The sequence below is a fragment of the Streptomyces xiaopingdaonensis genome, assembly GCF_000262345.1.
In the GTDB taxonomy this organism is placed as follows: domain Bacteria; phylum Actinomycetota; class Actinomycetes; order Streptomycetales; family Streptomycetaceae; genus Streptomyces; species Streptomyces xiaopingdaonensis.
The window spans coordinates 1-21,214 of sequence record NZ_AJTQ01000165.1; the positions used below are offsets into that span (position 1 = coordinate 1).

Consider the following 21,214-nt stretch of genomic DNA (forward strand, 5'->3'; position numbering starts at 1 on the left):
AGGAAGGCGCCCGAACCCATCGCGATGTCGACCACCTTGAGTTCGAGGATCTCGTCGGCGGACTTGAGCTTCCACTGCTCCCGGTCGCCCGTCACCAGTGGCCCGTGCTCGTACACGAGGGGTTCGAGAGCGCCCTCGACGACCTGCTCGGCGAGGTGCGGCGGGGTGTAGTGGGTGCCGGTGTTCTTCCGGAGCGCGGAGTCGGTGACGTACAGGGCGCCCGGCAGGATGACGACGGGCAGGCCACGCAGATCCGCGCGGAGCAGGCCCCGCGCGGGACCGCAGCCGTGGAAGGGCATGAGCCGGTCGGTCAGCTCCCGGTCCCCGTCGCACGCGGAGAGCAACTGCCGCTCGGCTTCGGCGTGTTCGGCCTCCGAGAGCGGGGCGAGCCGCTTCTCCAGCGCCTTGGGGCTGCCGATGCCCGAGTCCTTGAACGCGGCGCTCAGCTCCTTGGCGAACCCCGCCGGGTCGGGCGTCCCGGCGTCGGCGCGGGCACCGATGCCGAACGGGGCGGCGAGGCGCTCCAGTTCGTCGAGCGGCACCTCCGCCTCCTGGCCCCTCCTCCCCACCAGGCCGACGACGGTCTTGGTGGCGCGCAGGCCGTCGAAGGAGAGGAGACCCTCGTAGACGTAGCCGATCTGCTCGACGTTGAGGGCACGGAAGCTCAGGGCACGGCGCTCGCCCTTGACGGTGACGTACTGCACGGCCTGCAGCATGTGCAGCACCGTGCGGTCGTCGATGACGAGCAGCGGAGCCGGCGTCTCCGCGGCGGCGTCCGGATCGGGGAGGCCCTCCAGCCACCAGTATGCGGCCGGGTCGAAGAGGGAGCCGTCGTAGGCGGGGAGTTCGAGGTCGGGGTGGCGTACGCCGCCGTACACGGCGTGGAAGAGGGCGAGGAGGCGGTGCCAGGCGGCCGAGCTGTACTCGAGGGTCGCCTCGCCTTCGTCCTGGACGCGCTGCTCCAGCTCGGCGCAGAGCCGGCCGGCCGAGTAGGCGTGGGCGTAGACGGCGTTGTCGGCGGGGAGGAGGCCGCGTTCCTCGGCGAAGAGGAGGAAGACCACCCGCATCATGACGGAGACGGAGCCCCGGTAGACCTCGCCGGCCTTCACCTTCCGGTCGGCGAGCCCCTGTTCGCCGCGTCTCCGCGCCGCCGTGTCGGCACGGCCGATCGCCTCGACGAGGAGTTCCACGGCCTGGCGCACCTGGACGCCGAGGGCGTCGGTGACGTCCTCCTGGTTCCTGCCCGACTCCTCCAGCAGCGGGACGAGCGTCTCCTCGTCGGGGACGCCGAAGAAACGGGCGCGGCAGAGCAGGGAGCGGAAGGCCCGGACCGAGTTGCGTTCGGCGGCCTCGTTCCAGCCGATGGTGTCGAAGGTGGCGGTGGTCGTCACCCCTCCCTGGGGCGCCCACACCAGCGTCCACCAGCGGCCGTCGGTGACCAGGCCGAGGCTGACCCGGTGTGCGCGCAGCAGCCGCGCGAGTCGATCGGCGGGCGTGGCCGACCAGGCGCCCCCCAGGGCCTCGGGGAGGCGGCGCGTGGGATGGCAGCCCGCCGGGAGGAGCGTGCCGAGGACGCGCACGCGCTGGGCGGCGGCCGCAGTATCGGGCTCCGCCGAGAGATCCGAACCCGGCTCGACGAGCGCGAAATCGGGGCCGACGACGGTGTCCTCGTGCTCCCGGACCGTGAAGTCGAAGCGCTCCAGCGGCGTGCCGGGGCCAGGCTCGCGCCAAGTGAGCGCGGCGTCCCATTCCAGGACGTCGGCGAGGAGATGACGCACCCACCCGTCACGGCACGCGGACGGGTCCTCGCGCCACTGCGCGTACTCGACGCGCAGCCGCTCGCGCTGCTGCCTCGGCAGCACGTCCAGCTCCGGCCAGTGCTGTTCGAGCACGGGAAGGGTGAGGAACGGTCCGGAGATCTCCGTGAGGCCGAGCCAGTCCAGATGCTGCGCCTTGCCGTCGGTCTCGCGGGCGAGAGCCGCCGCCATGCCCCTGCTGCGTCGGGCCGCGGCGGAACGGGCCGCCCCTGGACGGGAGTTACCGGAGGGACGGGTGCTCACTGGGACGCCTCCTTGGCGGGGACGGCGAAGACGACGGCGACGGGGAAGAGGTACGGCTGCGGGTCCCGGTAGCGTGCGGAGACGGCCGCGAGCTCACGGGCGCGGTCCGCTCCGAGGGATTCCCGGCGCGCTTCCCAGCGTTCCCGGTCCTCACGGTACTGGCGGGCCTCGAGCGAGGTCAGTTCCCGCTCTCCGAAGAGGGCGGTCTGCTCACCCGCGGCCGAACCCTCCTCGCGGAGTTTGGCGCGCAGGGTCGCGTCGAACCGGTCGAAGGCAGCGTTGATGCGCTCGCGCTCCTCGCTCGCGCGCGTGGCGAGCTGACTCGTCATGGCTTCCAGTCGCTCGTTCCGGCGGGCATGCAGCGAGTTGGTGAGCCGCTCCTGCACCTGCGGCCAGCGGGCCGCGAGGCTCTCCCGCAGGTGCGGCGCCGCCTGGTCGCCGTGGGTGAGGGCGTGCTGGAGCACCTCGCGCTGGGTGGTGACGTTCTGCCACCGCCGGATCCAGCCGTTCTCCCCGACCCAGCCACCGGCGTGCAGGATCTCCTCGTGGAGCCGCACGCCGTCGTTCCCGACGAGCACGAAGCGGGCGTAGGCACCGACCAGCGTGGTCTCCAGCTCGGGCCGCTCGCTGACCACGGCGGCGACCCGGTGCAGGCCGACGGTGTCCGGCTTCCACACGGCCGCCGTGAGCAGGCGCGTGGACATGTCCACGAGCGGATGGGCGAGATGGGCGAGGACCACGTCGTCCCGGCTCGCCGCGGCGATCCGGGAGTCGAAGGTGACAGGACGGCGCCGGTCCGGACGCAGCGCGTGGGTCAGGCCGCGGGTCGCCCTCTCCCAACTGCCGGTCAACGGCGGCACTTCGAACAGGGAGCCGGTCAGGTCCGGGCCGTCCGGGTCGTCCTCCATGTCGGAGAAGAGAGTGTCGGCCTCCGGGCTGGTGGCCGACACCGGGCGCAGAGGTTGCTGGCCGTCGAGCTCCAGCGCGGTGGCGACGACACGGTGGATGTTCTCCGGGGTGAGCCCGAGTTCGCTCACGGACTGGTCGTACTGCGCGGCGAGACGCGCCACCTGGTCGCTGACACCGGGCTGGGTGGCCATGCGCGTGCCTGGCTTGCGGTCGCCGCGGGAGGCCGGTCCGCCGTCCAGGTCGGCCGTCAGGTCGCCGGTCATCCTGCGTTGGACGGCCTCCGCGAGTACCGGGTTGACGGAACCGAGGTCCGCTTCGACGCGGGCGACCTTCTGCGCCATCCGGGAGAGGAACTCCAGGTCGCCCTCGTAGGGATCGGTGGAAACCTCGTTCCAGGCGGAACCGACGAAGTGGATGATCCTGGGACTGTGCTTCTGGCCCCACCGGTCGATGCGCCCGATGCGCTGTTCCAGCTTGTTGGGGTTGAACGGAATGTCGTAGTTGACGAGTTGGTGGCAGTACTTCTGGAGGTCGATGCCCTCGCCGGCGGCGTCCGTGGCGAGCAGGATGCGGACCTTCCCTTCCGGGCTGTCCGGACGGGCCTGGAAGCCGAGGCGGACCTCCTCGCGCTCCTCCTTGCTGATACCGCCGTGCAGTTCGGCGATCCGGCCGGGCTCGGCGAGCCCCTCCTGCTCCAGGAGATCGTGCAGCCAACGCTGCGTGTCGCGGTACTCGGTGAAGACGACGATCCGGTCGTTCGACCACAGCTCGCCGTCCGGCCGGCAGACGGCCCTGAGTTCGGAGATCAGACGACGGGCCTTCGAGTCGGCGGTGGCCTCATGGGTGACGGCCCAGCGCTCCAGTGCGCGAAGCACCTCGACGGCCTCCGGGTCCGAGACCGGCGCCAGCCGGGTGGCGCGACCGAGCGCCGCGTCCTCCTCCTCCCTGACCGCCTCGTCGTCGAGTCCCTCCAGGGAGTCGGCGAAGTCGTCGAACCAGTCGGCGGTGTCCCCGCTGCCCGCGCGACCGGCGCCGCCGCTGCTCTCGTCGATCCGCGCCAAGTAGACCCGCACGGTGTGCAGGAAGGCTGCCGGGGATGAGAAGAGCCGCTTCTTCAGCAGGAGGGTCACCAGGTCGGCGGCCCGGCGGCCGTGCTTGCCGACGTGGTCCAGGCTCTTCGCGCGCAGCGCCGCGAATCGGGCGAGCAGCGCGTGCACCTCTCGCTCGGCCGCGGTGTATTCGACGGTCATCGACACCGCCTCGCGCTGCCGGAAGCGCGCGCCCTCGGCGTCCTTGATCTCCCGCTTGAGACGGCGCACCACGGTCTCGCGCTCGGTTCTGTCATCGGGCTGCACGCCACGGACGAAACGCTGATCGTCGATGATCTCCAACAGTGCCGTGTACGACTCGAAGTAACCGTTGTGGGGGGTCGCCGACAGGAAGAGACGGTGCGCGAAGTGCGGCGCGAGGCGGCGGATCAACCGGGTCTGCTGCGAGTCCACGGCGTAGAGCTGCTTGGGAGCGGCCGGCGCGACGTGATGTGCCTCGTCGAGGATGAGCAGGTCGAAGAAGCGGTCGTCCGGTCCGGTGCGCTCCTCGTCGGGCTTCTCCGGTATCACCTCGTCCAGGAGCCGCTGGGCCTTGGCTCCCCGCAGCCACGGCAGCGAGACGATGGTCCGGGGATAGGTACGGAAGGGGTTGGCCGCCGTACCGACCGTCCGACGGAGTTGCGCGCAGGCGGCGGAGTCCACGATCTGGAAATCGAGCCCGAACTTCTCCGCCAGCTCGTCCCGCCACTTGAGCGTGAGACCCGCCGGGGCGACGACCATGATGCGATCGGCCCGGCCGCGAAGCAGCAACTCCTGTGCCACGAGCCCTGCTTCGACGGTCTTGCCCAGGCCGACGTCGTCGGCGAGGAGGAGATTGACGCGCGGGGCGCCGATCGCCCGGGCCACCGGCTCCAACTGGTAGGGCTCGACGGCCACTCCGGAGCGGAACGGAGCCTGCAGAGTACGGACGTCGGCGGAGGCCACGGCAGACCACCGGACCGCGTCGAGGAAGGCGGCGAGCCGGTCCGGCGAGTCGAAGCCTCCCCGGGTGACGTCGGGCAGGGACCCGGCCGGCAGCACGCGGCGCCCCGGCTCGACCTCCCAGATCACCGAGAGCTTCTCGCCGTAACGCCCGTCCGCGACGGACTGGAGCTCGACGAGTGTGCTCGGCGAACCAGCCGCACGGGGGGCGACATGCACCCTCGAGACCACCCAGTTCTGCCCCCGGATCTCGACGAGGCGCCCCTCCTCGGGAAGGGCCTCGGCTGCTGTCTCCCATGCCATACGCTCGCGCCCTCCCCTGTCGTCATTTTTCCTCCGTCATCGTACGGAACAGGTGCTCCAGCCGTTGCAGCAGTGCGGCCACCCGCTCATGCCTGGCATCGTTCCTCGGCAGCCACTCGTGCTGCGCGTCGCGCAGCTCCCGGAGCATGCCGGCAGCCTCCGGCACCCCGCCGCGCCCGGCTCGGAGCACCGCGATCTCGTAACGGGTGTCGAAGACTTCAGCGGCGTGAAGCCCCAGCACCGCGTGCTGGAGGCGCTCCAACCGCTCGTACTCCTCGACCGCCTCGGACGTGCGCCCGAGATCGGCCAGGCAACCGGCGGCGCCGGAGACGCAGCTCAGCAGATCGGCGTCGGGCCCCTGGCGCTCGGCCTCAAGGAGCGCGCCCAGCTCGCGGTACCCGTCGAAGGCATGCCCCAACTCACCAGCCCTGTGCTGGAGTCGGCACAGCTCGAGCCGCGCGACGACGAGCCGTGGATGGGACGCGGAAAGTCGCCGGGACCGCTCGGCAACCGTCCGGGACAGCAGCGCGGCTGCCTGCGTGTCCCGCCCCTCGGCCGCCAGCTCCAACACCCGTGCGGGAACGGCCGGTTCGCACTTCTCCTGCGCAGACAGGTCGGGGGCCGTCCGGGGCGGCGCGGCCTCGTACCCCTGCGGGCGCGGGTCCTGCGCGGGCGGAACCGCACCCAGAAGCCGGGTGTAGGGCACGGTCGGGTCGTACGCCGCGACCCCGCCGTCAGCCCCGACGGTGGGCTGGTTCGCCACAGCCTCCGCACGACGAGTGGCGGCTTCCCGATCCTCGAACTCGGAGATCCACGGCTCGACCAGGGACTGCACGGCGGCAGCCGAAACGGGTCGGTCGTCGGGGTCAACGGCGAGCAGGTCCGAGACGAGGGCTTCGAGCGACGCGGGCACCCCCGTACGCCAGCGGCTGACCGGCGGGGGCTCCTCGCGCAGCCGCTTGGAGAAGAGGTCGATCGGGGCCCCGCAGAGGGGAAGCCGCCCCGTGATCAGCTCGTAGAGGATCCAACCGAGCGCGTACAGGTCGCTGCGCTGCGTCGCCCGCAGGCCGCGCGCCTGCTCGGGGGAGAAGTATCCGGGCGTGCCGAGCGGCTTCCCCGGCACGGTGAGAACCGGCGACGCCGGGTCCGGGTCGAGCGCGGCGGCGATGCCGAAGTCGAGGACCTTGATCCGGCCGCCCCGTGTGAGCATGAGGTTCGACGGCTTGAGATCACGATGAATGACCCCGAGGCCGTGCGCGTAGGCGAGAACTTCGCTGACCTGCGACGCGACGGCGGCGACCCAGGAAAGCGGCAGGGGCCCCGAGGCGGAGAGCTCGTCCGAGAGCGTGCGCCCGTGCACCTGTTGCATGGTCAGATAGACACGGCCGTCCGGGAGCAGCCCCGCGTCGTAGACGAGCGGTACACCCGGGTGTTCCAACCGGGCCATGACCTGCGCCTCGCGTTTGAACCGCTCGCGGCTGACGGGCCGTTCGTCGGCTCCGCTCTTCATCAGCTTGATCGCCAGTGGGCGGTCCAGACGCTTGTCGTAGCCCTCCCACACCTCCCCCATACCGCCTTTTCCGAGCAGCTTGGTCATCTCGTAGCGACCTTCGAGCAGCTCCATGCCCGACACCCCTCCTGTGCCCTCCCGTGCCAGCGCGCTGAGTCGCGATCCTCGCATCTACTCAGGGTGAGTTGTCGAACGCACCCTGCTTCGGCCCCGGGCGAAGGGCACGCCAACTCGCTGCACAGCCCGCCGAGCCCCTTCCCGGCTACCGCGACGTCGTCCTCGCTCCCCGCCTCGACCGGGACGGGCGGCAAGGGCTCGGGCAGAAAGGGCGCTTGACACGATGACCGGCGTTACCGGCGGAGGCGCAACCGCCGCGCTCCCCGGCGACGGACGCCGAGTGCGGTGCCGCGTCGGGTGTTTCGACGGGTGAAGCCGCCTTCATACAGCGACGTCGCACCAGTCGCTGCCGGCAGTCCCGACCTGCCAAGCAGGCCAACGAGTCTCCCACCCACCAACACTCGTCGCCGCTCGGCTCGTCGAGCACCTCAGCGAAACGCACCTCGACCAACCCGCCCGCACGAACCGACCGCGGGGTGACCGCATGCCCCGTCCCGACACGACGCCGCCCGCCGGGCCATCGAGAGCACCCCCCGTCCGCCGAAGCAGCGAAACGCCGGCTGGCTGTCACCCGAGCAGGACACCGAGACGGTACTCAAGGCCAAGACCTTCGCGTGCATCTACCTCACCGACCAGGACGACCGGCCACTCCAACAGCACTCCGCCTACTCCCCTCCCACCCATGGCAGCTGGTCGGCGGCACCATGAACCCAGGCGAGCACCCATGGAAGACCGGCGTACGCCAGCACCAGGACGAAACAGCACACACACCACCCCGCCCCACCGCAGCTCCTTGCAACGGCGTACGGCCTCCCCGACACCGAGCGGCCGTACAGCACGTCCGGCCTCGTCTTCGACGGCGACCACCCCACCCCGACCCCGCTCCGCGCCCTCCTACAAGACCCGAAGGAGCACCACCAAGCCCGCGTCCTCCCCCTCACCGACTGCCAACACCTCATGCCCGACCGGGACTTCCGCCACCCCAAGACCGTCCACCGAAGCCCGCCGCACCAGCACAGCCACCTACTTCGACACCCGGGAACGGGACACACGAGCAGCCGGCCATGCCCCCGTGTCCATCGGCCCGGCGGTGAGAAGCCCGAGGGCTCATGCGTCCGCCACGCCGTCCTCGCCCGACCGATCCTCGTCTGCGATGTCCCGCCACAGCCTTTCGGCGATCTCCACCAGCGTCCCTTCGCCCGGGACCCTCCACTGCTTGGGCCCCTGGACTGCGCTCCACTGTTCTTTCCAGTCGGCCGCGTTCCACATCTGGGAGACCAACCCGGTCGGGGAGTACCGCTTGCCGTCGGCCTCCCAGAGGACGGGCGTCTTCCGGTCGTTCACCCAGCTCGCCCGGCGCCGGCGGGGATCCTCGTCGAGCCATGCGCCGATGGCCAGTTCCTCCACGGCACTGGGGGCGTAGACGAGGGGGGTGCCCTCGCTGATGGCATCGTGGTCGACGAGGAGGCGAACCGTATGGGGCCGACGCTGCCGCTTCAGCCCGGTATCCGCCATGAGGGCCTTGAGGTTCATGGAGGAGTCCGCCCCGGTGCCGCGCCGGAGGTCGCCCAGGACAGCGGCGACCAGCCGCGCGCAACGCTCTTCGTTGGCGAAGGTGCTGGTGATGTAACTCTTGCTGGTGAAAAGGGTGTCGACCATGGTGATGAGGCGAGGGAGCACGGCATCGACCTGATCGGGCACCCCGGCGAGTACCTCGGCCCACTCGTCGTCCGGCTCGTCGAACCGGTCCCTGCCGATTCGCTGGAACACCAAATGGGCCACCAGCAGACTCCCGCTGTCGACGATGGCGGCCGGGCGGCGGGCGAAACCGGTTCGCAGTCTGGTCAGTTCGTCCCGCACCAGCCGGAAGACCTGCACCGCGCGCCAGATCTGCTGAGCCGCCGGCTGCTGGCCGAACAGCCTCGTGTAAGCGCCCCCGCTGCCTTCCTCCCACAGTGCGTTGGTGGAGCCTTTGACCCGGACGGCGAGCGACGGGTCCCGGTGCATACAGGCAAGGGCCGTGGCCGCTTCGGTGACCGAGCAACCCGATTCAGGAGCGGGGTCGAGTTCGCCTCTGCGGAACACGTATTCCTTGTCGAGGGAGAGGCGGAAGTCCTTCTGGATCTCGCTCTGGACGGTGTCGATGGCGATGAAGTCCCGGCGTTCCATGTGGTTCTGCGTGTTGGTGGCCTTGGCGATGGAATGTCCGAAGCCTTCCGCCGCTCCTTCCAGGCAGATGATCCGCACCAGAACGCAGGCTTCTGCCACGGCCTCGCTGTCCCTCTCGTACGCCCGGTAAGCCGAGGACACCGTCTGGGCGCCGTTGACCACGCTGGCGTTGTGCAGGATGAGAGTGGTGGGCTGGCCGACCGCTCGCTTGCCGTGATACTCCTGCTCGACTCTGTCGCACTGCACGGTGATGCCGTTGTGGCGGTACAGGAACCCTTCCGGGTCCTCCAGCATCGACTCCACCATGGTCTGGTTGACTCCGGTGAGTCCGAGCGACTTACGGACGTTGCGGTCGTAGAGGCGTTCGCCGTGCCCCTTGTCATGGTCTCCGTCACCTTTGCCGCCGTACCAGCGCGCGAGCTGATCGGCACTGATCTCACCGATCACCGCCTTGTACGGGGTCTCCCGGCTGTACCACTCGCGGCCCATGGTGGCCTTGAGGGTGATCGGCTGCGGCTCCAGGTCCTCCCGGATCGCCCTGTGGAGGTCCTCCTGGTCCAGTACGCGATACTCCACGGTCCGTCCGCGGCCGCCGAACTCGTTGGCCGCCTCGACCAGGATGTCACGGGTCTCGGGAGAGAGGTGGCCGTCTCCCATGAGGGCGACGACAAGGTTGACCTTGCATGTGGGCAACCTGAGAACGCCGTGCACACGATCGGCGAGCAGTTGCAGCCGCTCGTTGAAGTGATCGAGATCGCGGTTGTCGAGCTTTTTCAGCCCGTGCACCAGCTTGAGGGCTGCCTCGGTGTCGAAGCCGGCAGTGCCCTTGTCCTTCCATTTGGCCTGGATCAGCCAGAGTTCGGCTCCCGAGGCGGAAAACGCCACGCAGTCGATACCGAAGTCGTTCCGTCCGTCGATCACCCACGCAGCGGCCTCATCCGCGGTGCAGTCCGCGAGGATGCATGCGGCCTTCGCCGAAACGGCTCTCGACAGCAGGGCCGTCTCGCGCTCCTTGGGGTCCTTCTTCTCGAAGTCGCCCATGGAGATCCGTCCTTCGAACTCCCGCAGCAGCGCCCTTCTGATGTGCTGGACCTCAAGGGGGCTCGCCGGTGCATCCTTACCCATTCGCGCTCCCAACCACCGTTCTTGGCATCGGTGTTGAGGGTATCGAAGCGGCAACAGAGCGTGTCGGCCCCGCGGTCGGCGGGCGGCAGCCGGTTGTTTCCGAGTGCCGCCGGCTCGACGCGGCGTGCAACCGACCGGTGCGGCAAGGGAGTCGGGGGTACGCTCGCTCCTGAAAAGGTCTTGACCATTTGCGCCGGTCAACGGCTATGTTGAGCACAGAAGAGGGCGGACCGCGGCATGGCGAATGTGCCCGAGTTCCGGAAGTCGCTCGGGAGCCTGCCGGCAACAGGAGAGCGAGAAGGGCGATATGGGGCATCGGACGTTCGGGCCGCGGAGGACCGGGCCGGAAGCGCAGCGCATGTGCGCGCCCGCCGTCGTTCCCGGCCGCTCACAGTGCAACGTCCGGATGCCCGGACGATGAGCACGTCGCGCCTCTCGCTTCAGGGGCCCGTCGTCGGGCTGGACATGGGCGGCACCAAGATCGATGCGGCGCTCGTCGCGCCCGACGGCGCGCCGCTCGCCCGTGCCACCCGGCCCACCCCCGCGCAGGAAGGACCGGCCGCCGTACTCGACGCGCTCGCCGCCGCGTTCGCCGCCGTGAACACGGGTGCGGTCGCAATCGGCGTGGCCGCGGCCGGAGTCGTCGACTCCGTGAGCGGCACCGTGACCGGCGCCACGGATGCCGTACGCGGCTGGAAGGGCACCCCGCTGGGGCCGGAGCTGGCACGGCGTACCGGCCTCCCCGTCGCTTGCGACAACGACGTCCGGGCCGCCGCAGGACCCGAGCTGAGCGTCGGCGACAGCGTGCTCTACGCCGCCATAGGCACCGGGGTGGGCGGTGCCATCGCTGTCGACGGACGGCTACTGCACGGCGCCGGCGGCCTCGCAGGCCACCTGGGGCACTTGGCGGCCACGGAGGCCACGGGGCTGAGATGCCCGTGCGGCGCCACCGGCCACCTGGAAGCCGTCGCCTCAGGTCCGGGCATCACCGCGCTCTACGTACGCGAGTCCGGCCGTTCAGCAGAAAGTCTGCAGACGGTGGCCGCCCGCGCCGTCGAAGGGGACGCGGCAGCCGACCAGGCGATCGCCACCGGCGCCGGGGCTTTGGGCCGCACGCTCGGCGGGCTCGCGAACGCGCTCGGTTGCGACCGGGTCGTCGTCGGCGGCGGGGTGCCGCGCATCGGCCCGCGCTATCGCACCCCGCTGAACGCGGAGTTCGCCGCCACCCTCCTCCCCGGTCTGCAGCACCTCCGCCCGAGCGCCCCGCTGTTCGGTGACGACGCCGCCGTCGTCGGCGCCGCCGCACTGACGAGCAGCGCGCCGCTGCACCGTCCGGGAGGCACGCCGGGCGATACGGGCTGAGCCCCGTTGGGCGGGCGGCGCCCGTCAGGCAGGAGAAACCTCGCCCGGTGTCGCTCGCGGCGTCAGCCCAACGCGGCCGCAAAGCGACTGGCCAGCACGGCGGGAGCGGTGATGGCGGTACCCACGATCGCCGTCCAGGCGCCGGCGTCGAGGGCAGCCCGGGCGTCCTCGGGGGTGCGCAGGCGCCCCTCGGCACAGACCGGGACGCGCACCCGGGAGGCGAGTTGCCGGACCAACAGCAGGTCGGGACCGGATTGTCGGGGGCTGTACGGCGTGTATCCGGACAATGTGGTGGAGACCAGGTCGGCGCCGAGGTCGGCGGCATGGACGCCCTCTGCCACGGTTGAGATGTCCGCCATGAAGAGCTTGCCAGCGCGGTGCACGGTACGGATGAGTTCGTGGAGTTCGCTGCCGTCCGGGCGGGCGCGTCCGGTGGCGTCCGCGGCCACCAGGTCTGCGCCGGCATCCGCAACCCGTAGTGCGTGTCGGGGAGTTGGCGTGATGTAGACGCCGTCGTCGCCGTCCTTCCACAGGCCGATGACGGGTACTTCGACGGTGGCGCGTACGGCCGCGATGTCGTCGAGCCCTTGGACGCGGACGCCGGCGACAGGTGCGCCCGCGGTGACGGAGGCCGCGATCGCGGCGATGTGGTGCGGATCGCGCAGCGGGTCCCCGGGAGGAGCCTGGCAGGAGACGACGAGTCGACCCCGGAAGCCGTCCAGGAGCGCGTTCGCCCGTGCTGCGGGCATGGCGGTACGGCTCGGCTCCGGGGTGCCGGACACTGTGGTGCGCACGATGTTTCCTTCGTCGTCAGCGGTGTGTGGAGGGCGGCGGTTCGGGCCTCAGGAAGCGGGCGTCCGCCGCACGGCGAAGCGGATGTCATAGCGGTCCGCGCGGTAGAGCGTGGTGGTCGCCTCGACGGGGCGCTCACGGCGGTCCAGGCCGACACGCTGCACGTGCAGCCCGGAGGCGCCGACCGGCACCTCCAGCAGCGTCGATTCCGTCTCGCCCAGATCGACGGCCCGCACCACCTGCTCCGCGGTGACGATCTCCAAGCCGTAACGCTCGCTGAGGAGTTGGTACAGCGAGCCGTCGAGATCCGCTTCGGCGAGCCCCGGTACACGCGCGGTCGGCAGGTGGACGGTCTCCAGGCACATCGGGGCGCCGTCGGCCAGCCTGAGCCTGCCGATGCGGAAGACCTCGGCCTTCGGATCGAGGTCCAGGAAGTCGCCTATGCGGCGACCGGCCCGCACGGTCCCCGCGGTGAGCAGCCGGGCTCCCGGCTCCATCTCACGTGCCCGCATGTCCTCCGAAAAGGACGTGAGCGCCAGGGACTTGGACACCACGGCCGGGGCGACGAAGGTGCCCGCACCCTGTACGCGGTAGACGCCCCCCGCCTGTTCCAACGCGTCGAGCGCCTGGCGCACGGTGTTGCGTGAGACCCCGTGTTCGGTGGCGATCTCCCTCTCGGTGGGCAGTGGCGTGTGGGGCGGGGCGTCGGTCATCTCCGCCAGCAGCCGCTGTCGTAGCTCCTCGTGCTTGGCCAGCTTGGCCACGTGGCCCTCCGTCCTTTGATGAGCCTGTCCTCGGCGTATAGGTACCAGCCAATAACTGGATCTTACGGGGTAGGTTTGCCCAGAATCCCAAGCCCCTTGAGAGATTGGTACTGTCCAATACGACACAAGAGGGGCAGCTCCACGCTACGCGGCCGCGCGGGGGCACATCGGTCCACACTTGCTCGCCCACCCGTTTCCACTCGCCGACCCCGCCAGGCATCGACACGGCGCGGGCCCAACCGCTCCGCGGTACCCGATGCGCCGCTGCCCTCTCGCGCGTCCGCCGTGGTCGCGGTGAATGGTTGGCACCAATCCCTCGTACTTTGCCTGCTCCACGGCTAGTTGACTATTGACGGACACAATTGGATGGGACCAAACTAACCCTGCCTTCCAGCCGTTTCGCCTTGGAGTACCCGTGCACATCGCGCTGCTGCCACTCGACGAGCGTCCCGTCAACACCCGGCTGCCGAGGCAGGTTGCGGCCGTCGCGAGGGTCGAGGTGGAGCTGCCGCCCGCGGCGATGCTCAGCCGCAAGAAGCAGCCGGGCGACACCGCGGCACTCGGCTCCTGGCTGGAGGCCACCGTCGAGCGGTCCGCACCCGCCGATGAGCTCGTCGCCTCACTGGACACCCTCGGCTACGGCGGCCTGATCGCCGCCCGTACGACCACCGACAGCGTCGCGGCGGTGCTCAACCGCTGGGAGGCGCTGCGCCGCGTCCGGGCACGCGCGCCCCGAACCGGCCTGCACGCCGTCTCGTTGGTCACCCGCGCGCCCAACTCCAACAGCAGTGACGAGGAACCCGACTACTGGCGGCACATCGGCGCGGATCTGCACCGCTACGGCGCGGCGTTGCACCGCAGGTACCTCGGTGAGCAGGCGGGCGAGCGAGAGGCCGGCGAGCTCCGCGATCGACTTCCGCGCGAGTCCGTCGCCGACTTCGAGGCCCGACGACTGCGCAACCACACCGTCAATCTCGCAGCGCTGGGGCTGGCCGCGGACGCCACCCTGCAGACACTGCTGATCACGGCGGACGACACCGCCGAGCGTTCCGCCGGCAGCCTGGAGCAGCACTGGCTCGCGCACTGGAAACGAGTCCTGGGAGACGCGGTAGACGGCGTGCTGATGCATCCCGGAGCCGACGAGGTCGGCTCCGTCCTGGTGGCACGCGCGGTGCTCGGACGGATACGGGACACCCCGCTGCCGGTCGCCGTCGAGTGCGCGGTGCCGGGAGGTCTCTCCCGGGTCGCACCGTACGAGAACCTGCCGCTCGCGCAGGGAACGCAAGGCCATCTGAGGGCAGTTGGCGCCGCCCCCGTGCCGGCGGACGCCGACGCGGAGCTCGTCGTCGTGGTGCACCCGCCGGACCAACAGGGGGGCGACTGGGCGCACGGGCACCCGCGGGTGCGCGAGCAGGAGCACTCGGAGGTGCGGGCCACGGCCGAACGCGTCGCCTCGCTGGTCGCCGCGGGCGCCGCGGTGGTGGTCGCCGACTGCGCATACCCGAACGGGTCCGATCCGGCGCTGCTCGCCGCCCTCCAGGCGCGCATCGACCTCAAGTCGCTGGCCGCGTACGGCGGCTGGAACACCGCGGGGAACACCGTCGGCAGCGCCCTCGCGCACGGTGTCGTCCATGCGACGGCCCGTGCCGCCGGCGTCCTCGACGACGCCGCGCATCATCGGTTGCTGTTGCACCGGCTGATCGAGGACTCCGCCTACATGACCGACATCCGGGGCCGCGCGCTGGCGAGGTTCACCGAGCAGGACCGCCACGACGAACTCCCGGCCGACGTGCGGGAACCCGCCCGCTCCTGGATCGCCGCCGAACTCGCCCGGTCCGTCGAGCGGTTCCCCGAGTTCGCAGGGTGGTCGCTCCCGGCCGACTCGGTTCGGCTGCCGTGGGACCGGACCTTCGAGGTCGACTTCGCGCTCCACCAGGCCGACGGCCCCGCCGAAGCCGTGTCGGAAGAGGGGCTGAGATGAGGAGCGTCCTCGTACCGCGCCCGCTGCGCCGCGTCATACCCATGGCGGTGAGCGGCGCGCTGTTGACCGCGTGCGGCGTCGCCGCTCCCGACGTACCGCTCGATCAGCCCGGGCACGAGCCGGTGACGATCTCGGTGTGGAGCGCCTACAACGGTCGCGAGCTCGACGCCTTCAACAAGGTGCTCGGGCGATTCGAGCGGGAACACCCCTGGATCACCGTCGACAGCCTCGGCTCCCAGGACAACGACCGAATGGTCGCGGCACTGCGCGGTGGCCCGGCGCCCGACGTGCAGTGGGCACCGCAGAGCGAACTGGCGGGCGTCTACTGCCCGAGCGGCGGTTGGCGCGACCTCACCCACTACATCGAGCGCGACAAGTTGAACACCAAGAGGTTCCTGCCCGCGCCCTATCAGGCGGGCTCGTCCGAGGGGAAACGGTGCGGACTGCCCGTCCTCGGCGATATCTACGGCCTCTACTACAACAAACGCAAACTCAAGGACGCCGGCCTCGACGGTCCGCCCAAAACGATGAGTGAACTGGACCAATACGCGCGGAAGGTGACCAAACGCGGCCCCAACGGGGCGATAAAAGAGGCCGGTTATGCGCCGCTGACCATGTTCTACGCCAACCGCCCTGCGTACGAAGCCCAGTTGTGGGGTGCGCGATGGTTCGACGAGGCCGGATCCTCCGCCGTCGGCACTGATTCAAAGTGGCGGGAGATGCTCGATTGGCGCAAGAACCTGATCGACTGGTACGGCTACGACCGGCTGCGGGCCTTCAGCGCCGGCGCCGGTGCCCAGTACACCGCTTCGAACGCGTTCCAGACCGGCAAGCTGGCGTTGATGCTGGACGGCGAGTTCCGCACCGCCTTCATCGAGGACGAGGCGCCCGAACTCGACTACGGCACCGCTCCGTTCCCCGCACCCGACGACGAGCCCCAACGGTACGGCAGCGGCGCCTGGACGGTGCACCTCGCCGGAATCACCCACCGCAGCGAGCACCCGGAAGCCGCCTGGCGGCTCGTCAAGTGGCTCGCCACGGACACCGGCGCACAGACAGAGTTGGCCAAGGAACTGCACAACGTGCCTACCACGAAGGCGGCGCTGCGTTCCCCGGAGCTCGCCAAAATCCCGAACTTCAAACCCTTCCTGAAAATGGCTGGCCATCCGCACAGCACCCTGCCGCCGAACACCCCTGCAGGGCTCAGTTACCAGGACTCGATGTCGACCTTTTTCCAGGAGTGGGAGTCGGGGAAGGTGGCGAACCCCGAAACGGGACTGCGCAATGAGGCCGAGGCCATCGACAACTTCCTCAGGCAGGTCACGATCGGGAGGGAAGAGTGAGAGCGCCGGGCTCCCTCGCACGCCGGCGGGGGTTCCGGAAGCGGATCAACTGGCCGGCCATGGGCCTCATGGCGCCGTGGTTCCTCGGATTCGGAGTCTTCTTCCTCTACCCGCTGCTCGCCAACGTTTACATCTCCCTGACGCGCTACGACCTGATCACGCCCGCGAAGTTCATCGGCCTGGACAACTGGCGCTTTCTCTTCCAGGACGACGCGCTGCTGACCGGTATCGGCAACAGCGCCTGGATTCTACTCATCGGCGTCCCCGTGAAGATCGCGTTCGCCTTCCTCGTCGCGCTGATGATTTCCCGAGTGAAGCGCGGCAGCGGCATCCTGCGCACCGTCTTCTATCTGCCGTACCTGATGCCGCTGGTCGCGGCGTCCCTCGGGTTCGTCGTACTGCTGAACCCTTCGGCCGGTCCGGTCAACACCGTCCTGTCCCACCTCGGCGTCGACGGGCCACTGTGGTTCGACGATCCGGGATGGGCCAAGCCCTCACTGTTGCTGCTGGACACCTGGATGGTCGGCAACCTGATGGTGATCTTCCTCGCCGCCGTGCTGGACGTGCCACAACAGCTCTACGAGGCCGCCGAGATCGACGGGGCCGGCAGATTCGGCAAGCTGTGGCACGTGACGCTGCCGGCGATCCGCCCGGTGCTGGTCTTCGCCGGAGTGACCGCGTGCATCGACGCGCTGCAGTACTTCACACAGGCGTACGTCGTGGCGACCTCGCTCTCCGGCGGCGCCACCAACGGCGCGGAGTCCCTCGGGTATCCGAACGACTCGACACTCTTCTTCCCCGTGCTGCTGTACAAGCAGGGTTTCCGCTACTTCAACATGGGCTACGCCTCCGTGCTCGCCCTGCTGTTGTTCGCGGTGTCCTTCTGCATCGCATTCGTCATGCTCCGGCGCGCCAGCCGGTGGTCCTAGGAAGTGGGAGCAGCGTCGATGTCCACTCTCGCCCCGACTCGCCGTAGGGCCGCCGGGCCGCAGCCGCCGCGGCCGGGCCTCGATCGTCAGGTCGTCCGCAGGCGGAGGCAGCAGTTCCTGGAGACGGTCGCGGAACGCGCCTTCGTCATCGCCCTGGCGTTCTTGGTGCTGGTGCCGTTCGTGCTCATCGCCCTCACTGCGCTGATGAGCAACTCGCAGACACTGTCGGCGAGTCTGTGGCCCGAGACCTTCCAGTGGCACAACTTCGTCGAGGTCTTCGAACGGATTCCGCTGGCGCGGTACGCGGGCAACACCCTGCTGTACGCGGTCCTCGGCACGCTCGGGACGCTGCTCTCCAGCGTGCCCGCCGCCTACGCGATGGCGAAGTTGGAGTGGCGAGGCAGGCACGTATGGCTGCTGATGACCGTCGGCGTCATGATGCTTCCCCCGCAGGTGACGCTCGTCCCACTCTTCTCGATGTGGGCCTCGGTCGATCTGGTCGGCACGCTGGTCCCCTTGGTGGCGCCGCTCTTCTTCGGCCACGCCTTCAGCATCTTCCTGCTCCGGCAGTTCTTCCTCACCGTTCCGCAGGAGTATCTGGAGGCGGCACGGTTGGACGGCTGCAGCGAACTCCGCACACTGGTGCGCGTCGTCCTCCCGATGACGAAGCCCGCCCTGGCCGCCGTCGCTGTCTTCCAATTCACGTTCTGCTGGAACGACTTCCTCGGTCCGCTGCTCTACGTCGGCAACAACGAAAGCGCCTGGACCCTGCCGGTGGGGCTCACCCAGTTCCGCGGCTCCTACCAGGTCGAGTGGAATCTCACGATGGCCGCCTCGCTGCTGGCGGCGCTCCCCGTCGTGATCCTCTTCTTCTTCGCCCAGAAGAGCTTCGTGAAGGGCATCACCCTCACCGGCGTCAAGGGCTGACCAACTGACCGTCGGACCGGCTCTTCCCGCAAGCGGAAGCATGTTGGTCGGGTGCGCGGCTCAACCAGCTCCTGCAACGCAAGCTCCGCGTCGTCCCGCGCATCCTGGCACGCGGGAGAAGTCCCAGGGCGAACGGGCGTCGAGTCCGGCTTCCTGCGGGGTGAGGCGCGAGCGGGCGGAGCGGAGGAACTCCGCCATCGGTGCGCTGGTGGGGTGCTGACGGTCCATCACCCAAGACTCGCGCATCCGCGGAGGGTTCGGCAGCGGGAAGGTGGCCCATTCCGTCCCCCGACGACGGGGGCCCTTCTGCGGCCTCTCCCGCCCGCCCGGAGCTGGTTCAGTGGAAACCGCCCCACCACCGAAACAGCGACCGGAGCCTTCCCGTACAGGCGACAGAGAGGCAACGCATGACCTGCGACACTCCGACCGGACCCTCGGCCGGTAACACGAAACGGCACTGAGCAAACGGCCCGTCCGGACGCAGAGTTCACTTGCCGCGGGCAGCGCCTGTTGGCTTTGGCGAAAATCTCTCCGCGAGCAGGAAAACCTGTTTCTGCGTCGCCGCTGCATCTCGGCATCGCCGGATGGCCGGACCGCAGACGAGCAGGTGGATGTACTGGTCAGCGACTGAAATGAAGTTCCATCTCACAACAAAGGAGTCCGAGTTGAGCGACGACCGAAGTCTGGCCGGTAAGACGGCCATAGTCACGGGAGCGGCAAGCGGAATCGGCAGGGCGACTGCTCTTCTGCTACACGATCGAGGCGTTCAGGTAGTCGCCGAGGACCGTGATCCCGCGGTCGAGCAGATGGCACAGCAGGGCATCGTTCCCCTGGTCGCCGATGTCACCGAGGAAGACAGCGCGGCGCGTGCTGTCGCACTGGCCCGCGACGAGTTCGGCTCGCTGGATGTGCTCGTGAACAATGCGGGTGTCATCATCAATCAGCGGGTAACCGAGATGAGCTTGCAGGATTTCAACTCGGTCCTGACGGTGAACACCATCGGTGCCTTTCTGCATACGCGGGAGGCGCTGAAGGTCATGTCTGAGCAGGGTTCGGGCGCGATCGTGAACGTCGCTTCCTATGCGTCCTTCCAGGTTTTCCCCACGATCGCGGCTTACGCCGCATCGAAGGGAGCGTTGGCGCAACTCACCCGTGCGGCGGCCGTGGAGGCCATTGAGCACGGTGTACGCGTGAACGCGGTCGGTTCCGGCGACGTGGTCACCAACATCCTCAACGATGTGCGGTCTGACGGGCAGGAGTTCCTCGCCGAACACGGCCGCGGCACCCCCATCAAGCGTGCTGCCCAACCGAAGGAGATCGCTGAAGTGATCGCCTTCCTCGCCTCCGACCGTGCCAGCTACCTGGTCGGTTCCGTCGTGATGGCCGATGGCGGAATGGGGATCTCACTCTCGTAACCACCAGGCACCCCGTCGCCGCCTGCCGCCGGATAGTGCGTCGCCAGAACACTGCCTGACCCGCATACCACGCCGGCAGCCCGGGGTCTTCCCCGCGGCGATCGGTGACGGCGAAGGACCAACCTCGACGTCGGGTCGTCCGGCAGCCACCACAGGCCAGCCCACTCGCCGGCCTCGTCGAGATGCGAAGGAGCGTTGGACATCGTGTTCCCTGTCCAGGCTCCTTCTTGTCTCGACGCAAGGTGTCAGTTCGAAAATCTGAACTCCACCACATCCCCGTCCCGCATCACGTAATCCTTGCCCTCCATCCGAGCCCGCCCCTTGGCGCGGGCCTCGGGGACGGAGCCGGTCTCCATGAGGTCGTCGTAGGAGATGATCTCGGCCTTGATGAAGCCCTTCTGGAAGTCGGTGTGGATGACGCCGGCCGCCTCGGGGGCCGTGGCGCCCTTCGGGATCGTCCAGGCGCGGGCCTCCTTGGGGCCGGCCGTGAGGTAGGTCTGGAGGCCGAGAGTGCGGAAGCCGACGTGTGCCAGGGTGGCGAGTCCCGGCTCCTCCTGGCCGACCGTGTTGAGGAGTTCGAGGGCCTCCTCCTCGTCGAGTTCGGCGAGGTCGGCCTCGAGCTTGGCGTTGAGGAAGACGGCTTCGGCGGGGGCGACCAGGTCGCGCTGCTCCTGCTTGAACTCCTCGTCGGTGAGTTCGTCCTCGTCGACGTTGAAGACGTAGAGGAAGGGCTTGGTCGTCAGGAGGTGGAGGTCGTGGAGGAGCGCCGCGGACTCGGTGCCCTGGCGGATGCCCTCGGAGAAGAGGGTGTTGCCCTTCTCCAGGATCTCCTTCGCCTCCTGGACGGCCTTCAGCTCGGGCTGCCGGTCCTTCTTGACCCGGGCCTCCTTCTCCAGCCGCGGCAGGACCTTCTCGATCGTCTGGAGGTCGGCGAGGATCAGCTCGGTGTTGATCGTGTCGATGTCGTGCGCGGGGGAGATGCGGCCGTCCACGTGGACGACGTTGTCGTCCTTGAAGGCGCGGATCACCTGGCAGATCGCGTCGGACTCGCGGATGTTGTGGAGGAACTTGTTCCCCAGCCCCTCGCCCTCGCTGGCGCCCCGCACGATGCCGGCGATGTCGACGAAGTCGACGGTGGCGGGCAGCACCTTCTGCGAGTCGTAGAGCCGGGCGAGCTCCGCGAGCCGCGCGTCCGGCACACCGACGACGCCGACGTTGGGTTCGATGGTGGCGAACGGATAGTTGGCCGCCAGGACGTCGTTCTTGGTCAGGGCGTTGAACATGGTCGACTTGCCGACGTTGGGCAGGCCGACGATTCCGATCGTGAGCGACACGTGGCGACTTCCCGTAGCGAGAGGATCTTGAGGACCGGCCCGCCGAGCACGGACCAGTCCACCAGTCTACGGGCGCCCTCGGACGGCACGACCGGCCCCGGGCCGAGGAGGGCCGGCCGCCGATCCACGGCAGGACGCACGCAC

The 21,214-nt window shown here is 69.4% G+C and carries 12 protein-coding genes and 1 pseudogene; 6 read left to right on the forward strand and 7 right to left on the reverse strand.

What is annotated here, in order from left to right; genetic code table 11:
* From UWG_RS29990 to UWG_RS0113060, 4 genes and pseudogenes are all read right to left on the reverse strand, one after another.
* Positions 1-2,060: pseudogene (locus tag UWG_RS29990) on the reverse strand (Eco57I restriction-modification methylase domain-containing protein); the annotation flags it as partial.
* Positions 2,057-5,302 (reverse strand): DISARM system SNF2-like helicase DrmD, encoded by a 3,246-nt coding sequence (drmD, locus tag UWG_RS0113045; protein ID WP_016907655.1) that lies wholly within the window; start codon positions 5,300-5,302, stop codon positions 2,057-2,059. The pseudogene UWG_RS29990 and the gene drmD, both read right to left, overlap by 4 nt.
* Positions 5,303-5,324: 22 nt before the next feature.
* Positions 5,325-6,983: a serine/threonine-protein kinase gene (locus UWG_RS29995; RefSeq protein WP_078495648.1), complete on the reverse strand. Its 1,659-nt coding sequence runs from the start codon at positions 6,981-6,983 to the stop codon at positions 5,325-5,327.
* Between the two features lie 1,053 nt (positions 6,984-8,036).
* Entirely contained in the window at positions 8,037-10,223 is a 2,187-nt protein-coding gene (locus UWG_RS0113060) for an AIPR family protein (RefSeq protein ID WP_029391407.1), read from the reverse strand.
* A gap of 417 nt (positions 10,224-10,640) precedes the next feature.
* Between UWG_RS0113060 and UWG_RS0113065 the strand changes: the two genes are divergently transcribed.
* Positions 10,641-11,585: an ROK family protein gene (locus UWG_RS0113065; RefSeq protein WP_016907659.1), complete on the forward strand. Its 945-nt coding sequence runs from the start codon at positions 10,641-10,643 to the stop codon at positions 11,583-11,585.
* Between the two features lie 62 nt (positions 11,586-11,647).
* Here UWG_RS0113065 and UWG_RS0113070 read toward each other — a convergent pair whose 3' ends face one another.
* Entirely contained in the window at positions 11,648-12,334 is a 687-nt protein-coding gene (locus UWG_RS0113070) for an N-acetylmannosamine-6-phosphate 2-epimerase (RefSeq protein WP_033196116.1), read from the reverse strand.
* A 93-nt stretch (positions 12,335-12,427) separates the two neighbouring features.
* Complete coding sequence (locus UWG_RS0113075) at positions 12,428-13,141, reverse strand: GntR family transcriptional regulator (protein ID WP_016907661.1); 714 nt, start codon at positions 13,139-13,141, stop codon at positions 12,428-12,430.
* Between the two features lie 415 nt (positions 13,142-13,556).
* Between UWG_RS0113075 and UWG_RS0113080 the strand changes: the two genes are divergently transcribed.
* The 5 genes from UWG_RS0113080 to UWG_RS0113100 all read left to right on the forward strand — a co-directional run bounded on the left by UWG_RS0113080 (position 13,557) and on the right by UWG_RS0113100 (position 19,736).
* Positions 13,557-15,122, forward strand: coding sequence for a DUF4127 family protein (locus UWG_RS0113080; RefSeq protein WP_016907662.1), 1,566 nt, complete (start codon positions 13,557-13,559; stop codon positions 15,120-15,122).
* A 41-nt stretch (positions 15,123-15,163) separates the two neighbouring features.
* Entirely contained in the window at positions 15,164-16,465 is a 1,302-nt protein-coding gene (locus UWG_RS0113085; RefSeq protein ID WP_106429958.1) for an extracellular solute-binding protein, read from the forward strand.
* Positions 16,462-17,394, forward strand: coding sequence for a carbohydrate ABC transporter permease (locus UWG_RS0113090; RefSeq protein WP_016907664.1), 933 nt, complete (start codon positions 16,462-16,464; stop codon positions 17,392-17,394). Before UWG_RS0113085 ends, UWG_RS0113090 begins: the two co-directional genes overlap by 4 nt.
* Before the next feature lie 18 nt (positions 17,395-17,412).
* Positions 17,413-18,321, forward strand: coding sequence for a carbohydrate ABC transporter permease (locus UWG_RS0113095; protein WP_016907665.1), 909 nt, complete (start codon positions 17,413-17,415; stop codon positions 18,319-18,321).
* A 665-nt stretch (positions 18,322-18,986) separates the two neighbouring features.
* Positions 18,987-19,736, forward strand: coding sequence for an SDR family NAD(P)-dependent oxidoreductase (locus UWG_RS0113100; protein ID WP_029391410.1), 750 nt, complete (start codon positions 18,987-18,989; stop codon positions 19,734-19,736).
* A 245-nt stretch (positions 19,737-19,981) separates the two neighbouring features.
* On the opposite strand, the gene ychF is transcribed toward UWG_RS0113100, so the two are convergent.
* The gene (ychF, locus tag UWG_RS0113105) at positions 19,982-21,070 is read right to left on the reverse strand and encodes a redox-regulated ATPase YchF (RefSeq protein ID WP_016907667.1); all 1,089 of its coding nucleotides are present in this window, start codon (positions 21,068-21,070) and stop codon (positions 19,982-19,984) included.
* Between the last annotated feature and the right edge of the window lie 144 nt (positions 21,071-21,214).

Excerpts from the sequence above, each read along its gene's own strand:
- UWG_RS0113085 (WP_106429958.1), top strand. The coding sequence starts at position 15,164 with ATGGCGGTGAGCGGCGCGCTGTTGACCGCGTGCGGCGTCGCCGCTCCC.
- UWG_RS29995 (WP_078495648.1), bottom strand. The coding sequence starts at position 6,983 with ATGCGAGGATCGCGACTCAGCGCGCTGGCACGGGAGGGCACAGGAGGG.
- drmD (WP_016907655.1), bottom strand. The coding sequence starts at position 5,302 with ATGGCATGGGAGACAGCAGCCGAGGCCCTTCCCGAGGAGGGGCGCCTC.
- UWG_RS0113060 (WP_029391407.1), bottom strand. The coding sequence starts at position 10,223 with ATGGGTAAGGATGCACCGGCGAGCCCCCTTGAGGTCCAGCACATCAGA.
- UWG_RS0113095 (WP_016907665.1), top strand. The coding sequence starts at position 17,413 with ATGTCCACTCTCGCCCCGACTCGCCGTAGGGCCGCCGGGCCGCAGCCG.
- UWG_RS0113065 (WP_016907659.1), top strand. The coding sequence starts at position 10,641 with ATGAGCACGTCGCGCCTCTCGCTTCAGGGGCCCGTCGTCGGGCTGGAC.
- UWG_RS0113070 (WP_033196116.1), bottom strand. The coding sequence starts at position 12,334 with ATGCCCGCAGCACGGGCGAACGCGCTCCTGGACGGCTTCCGGGGTCGA.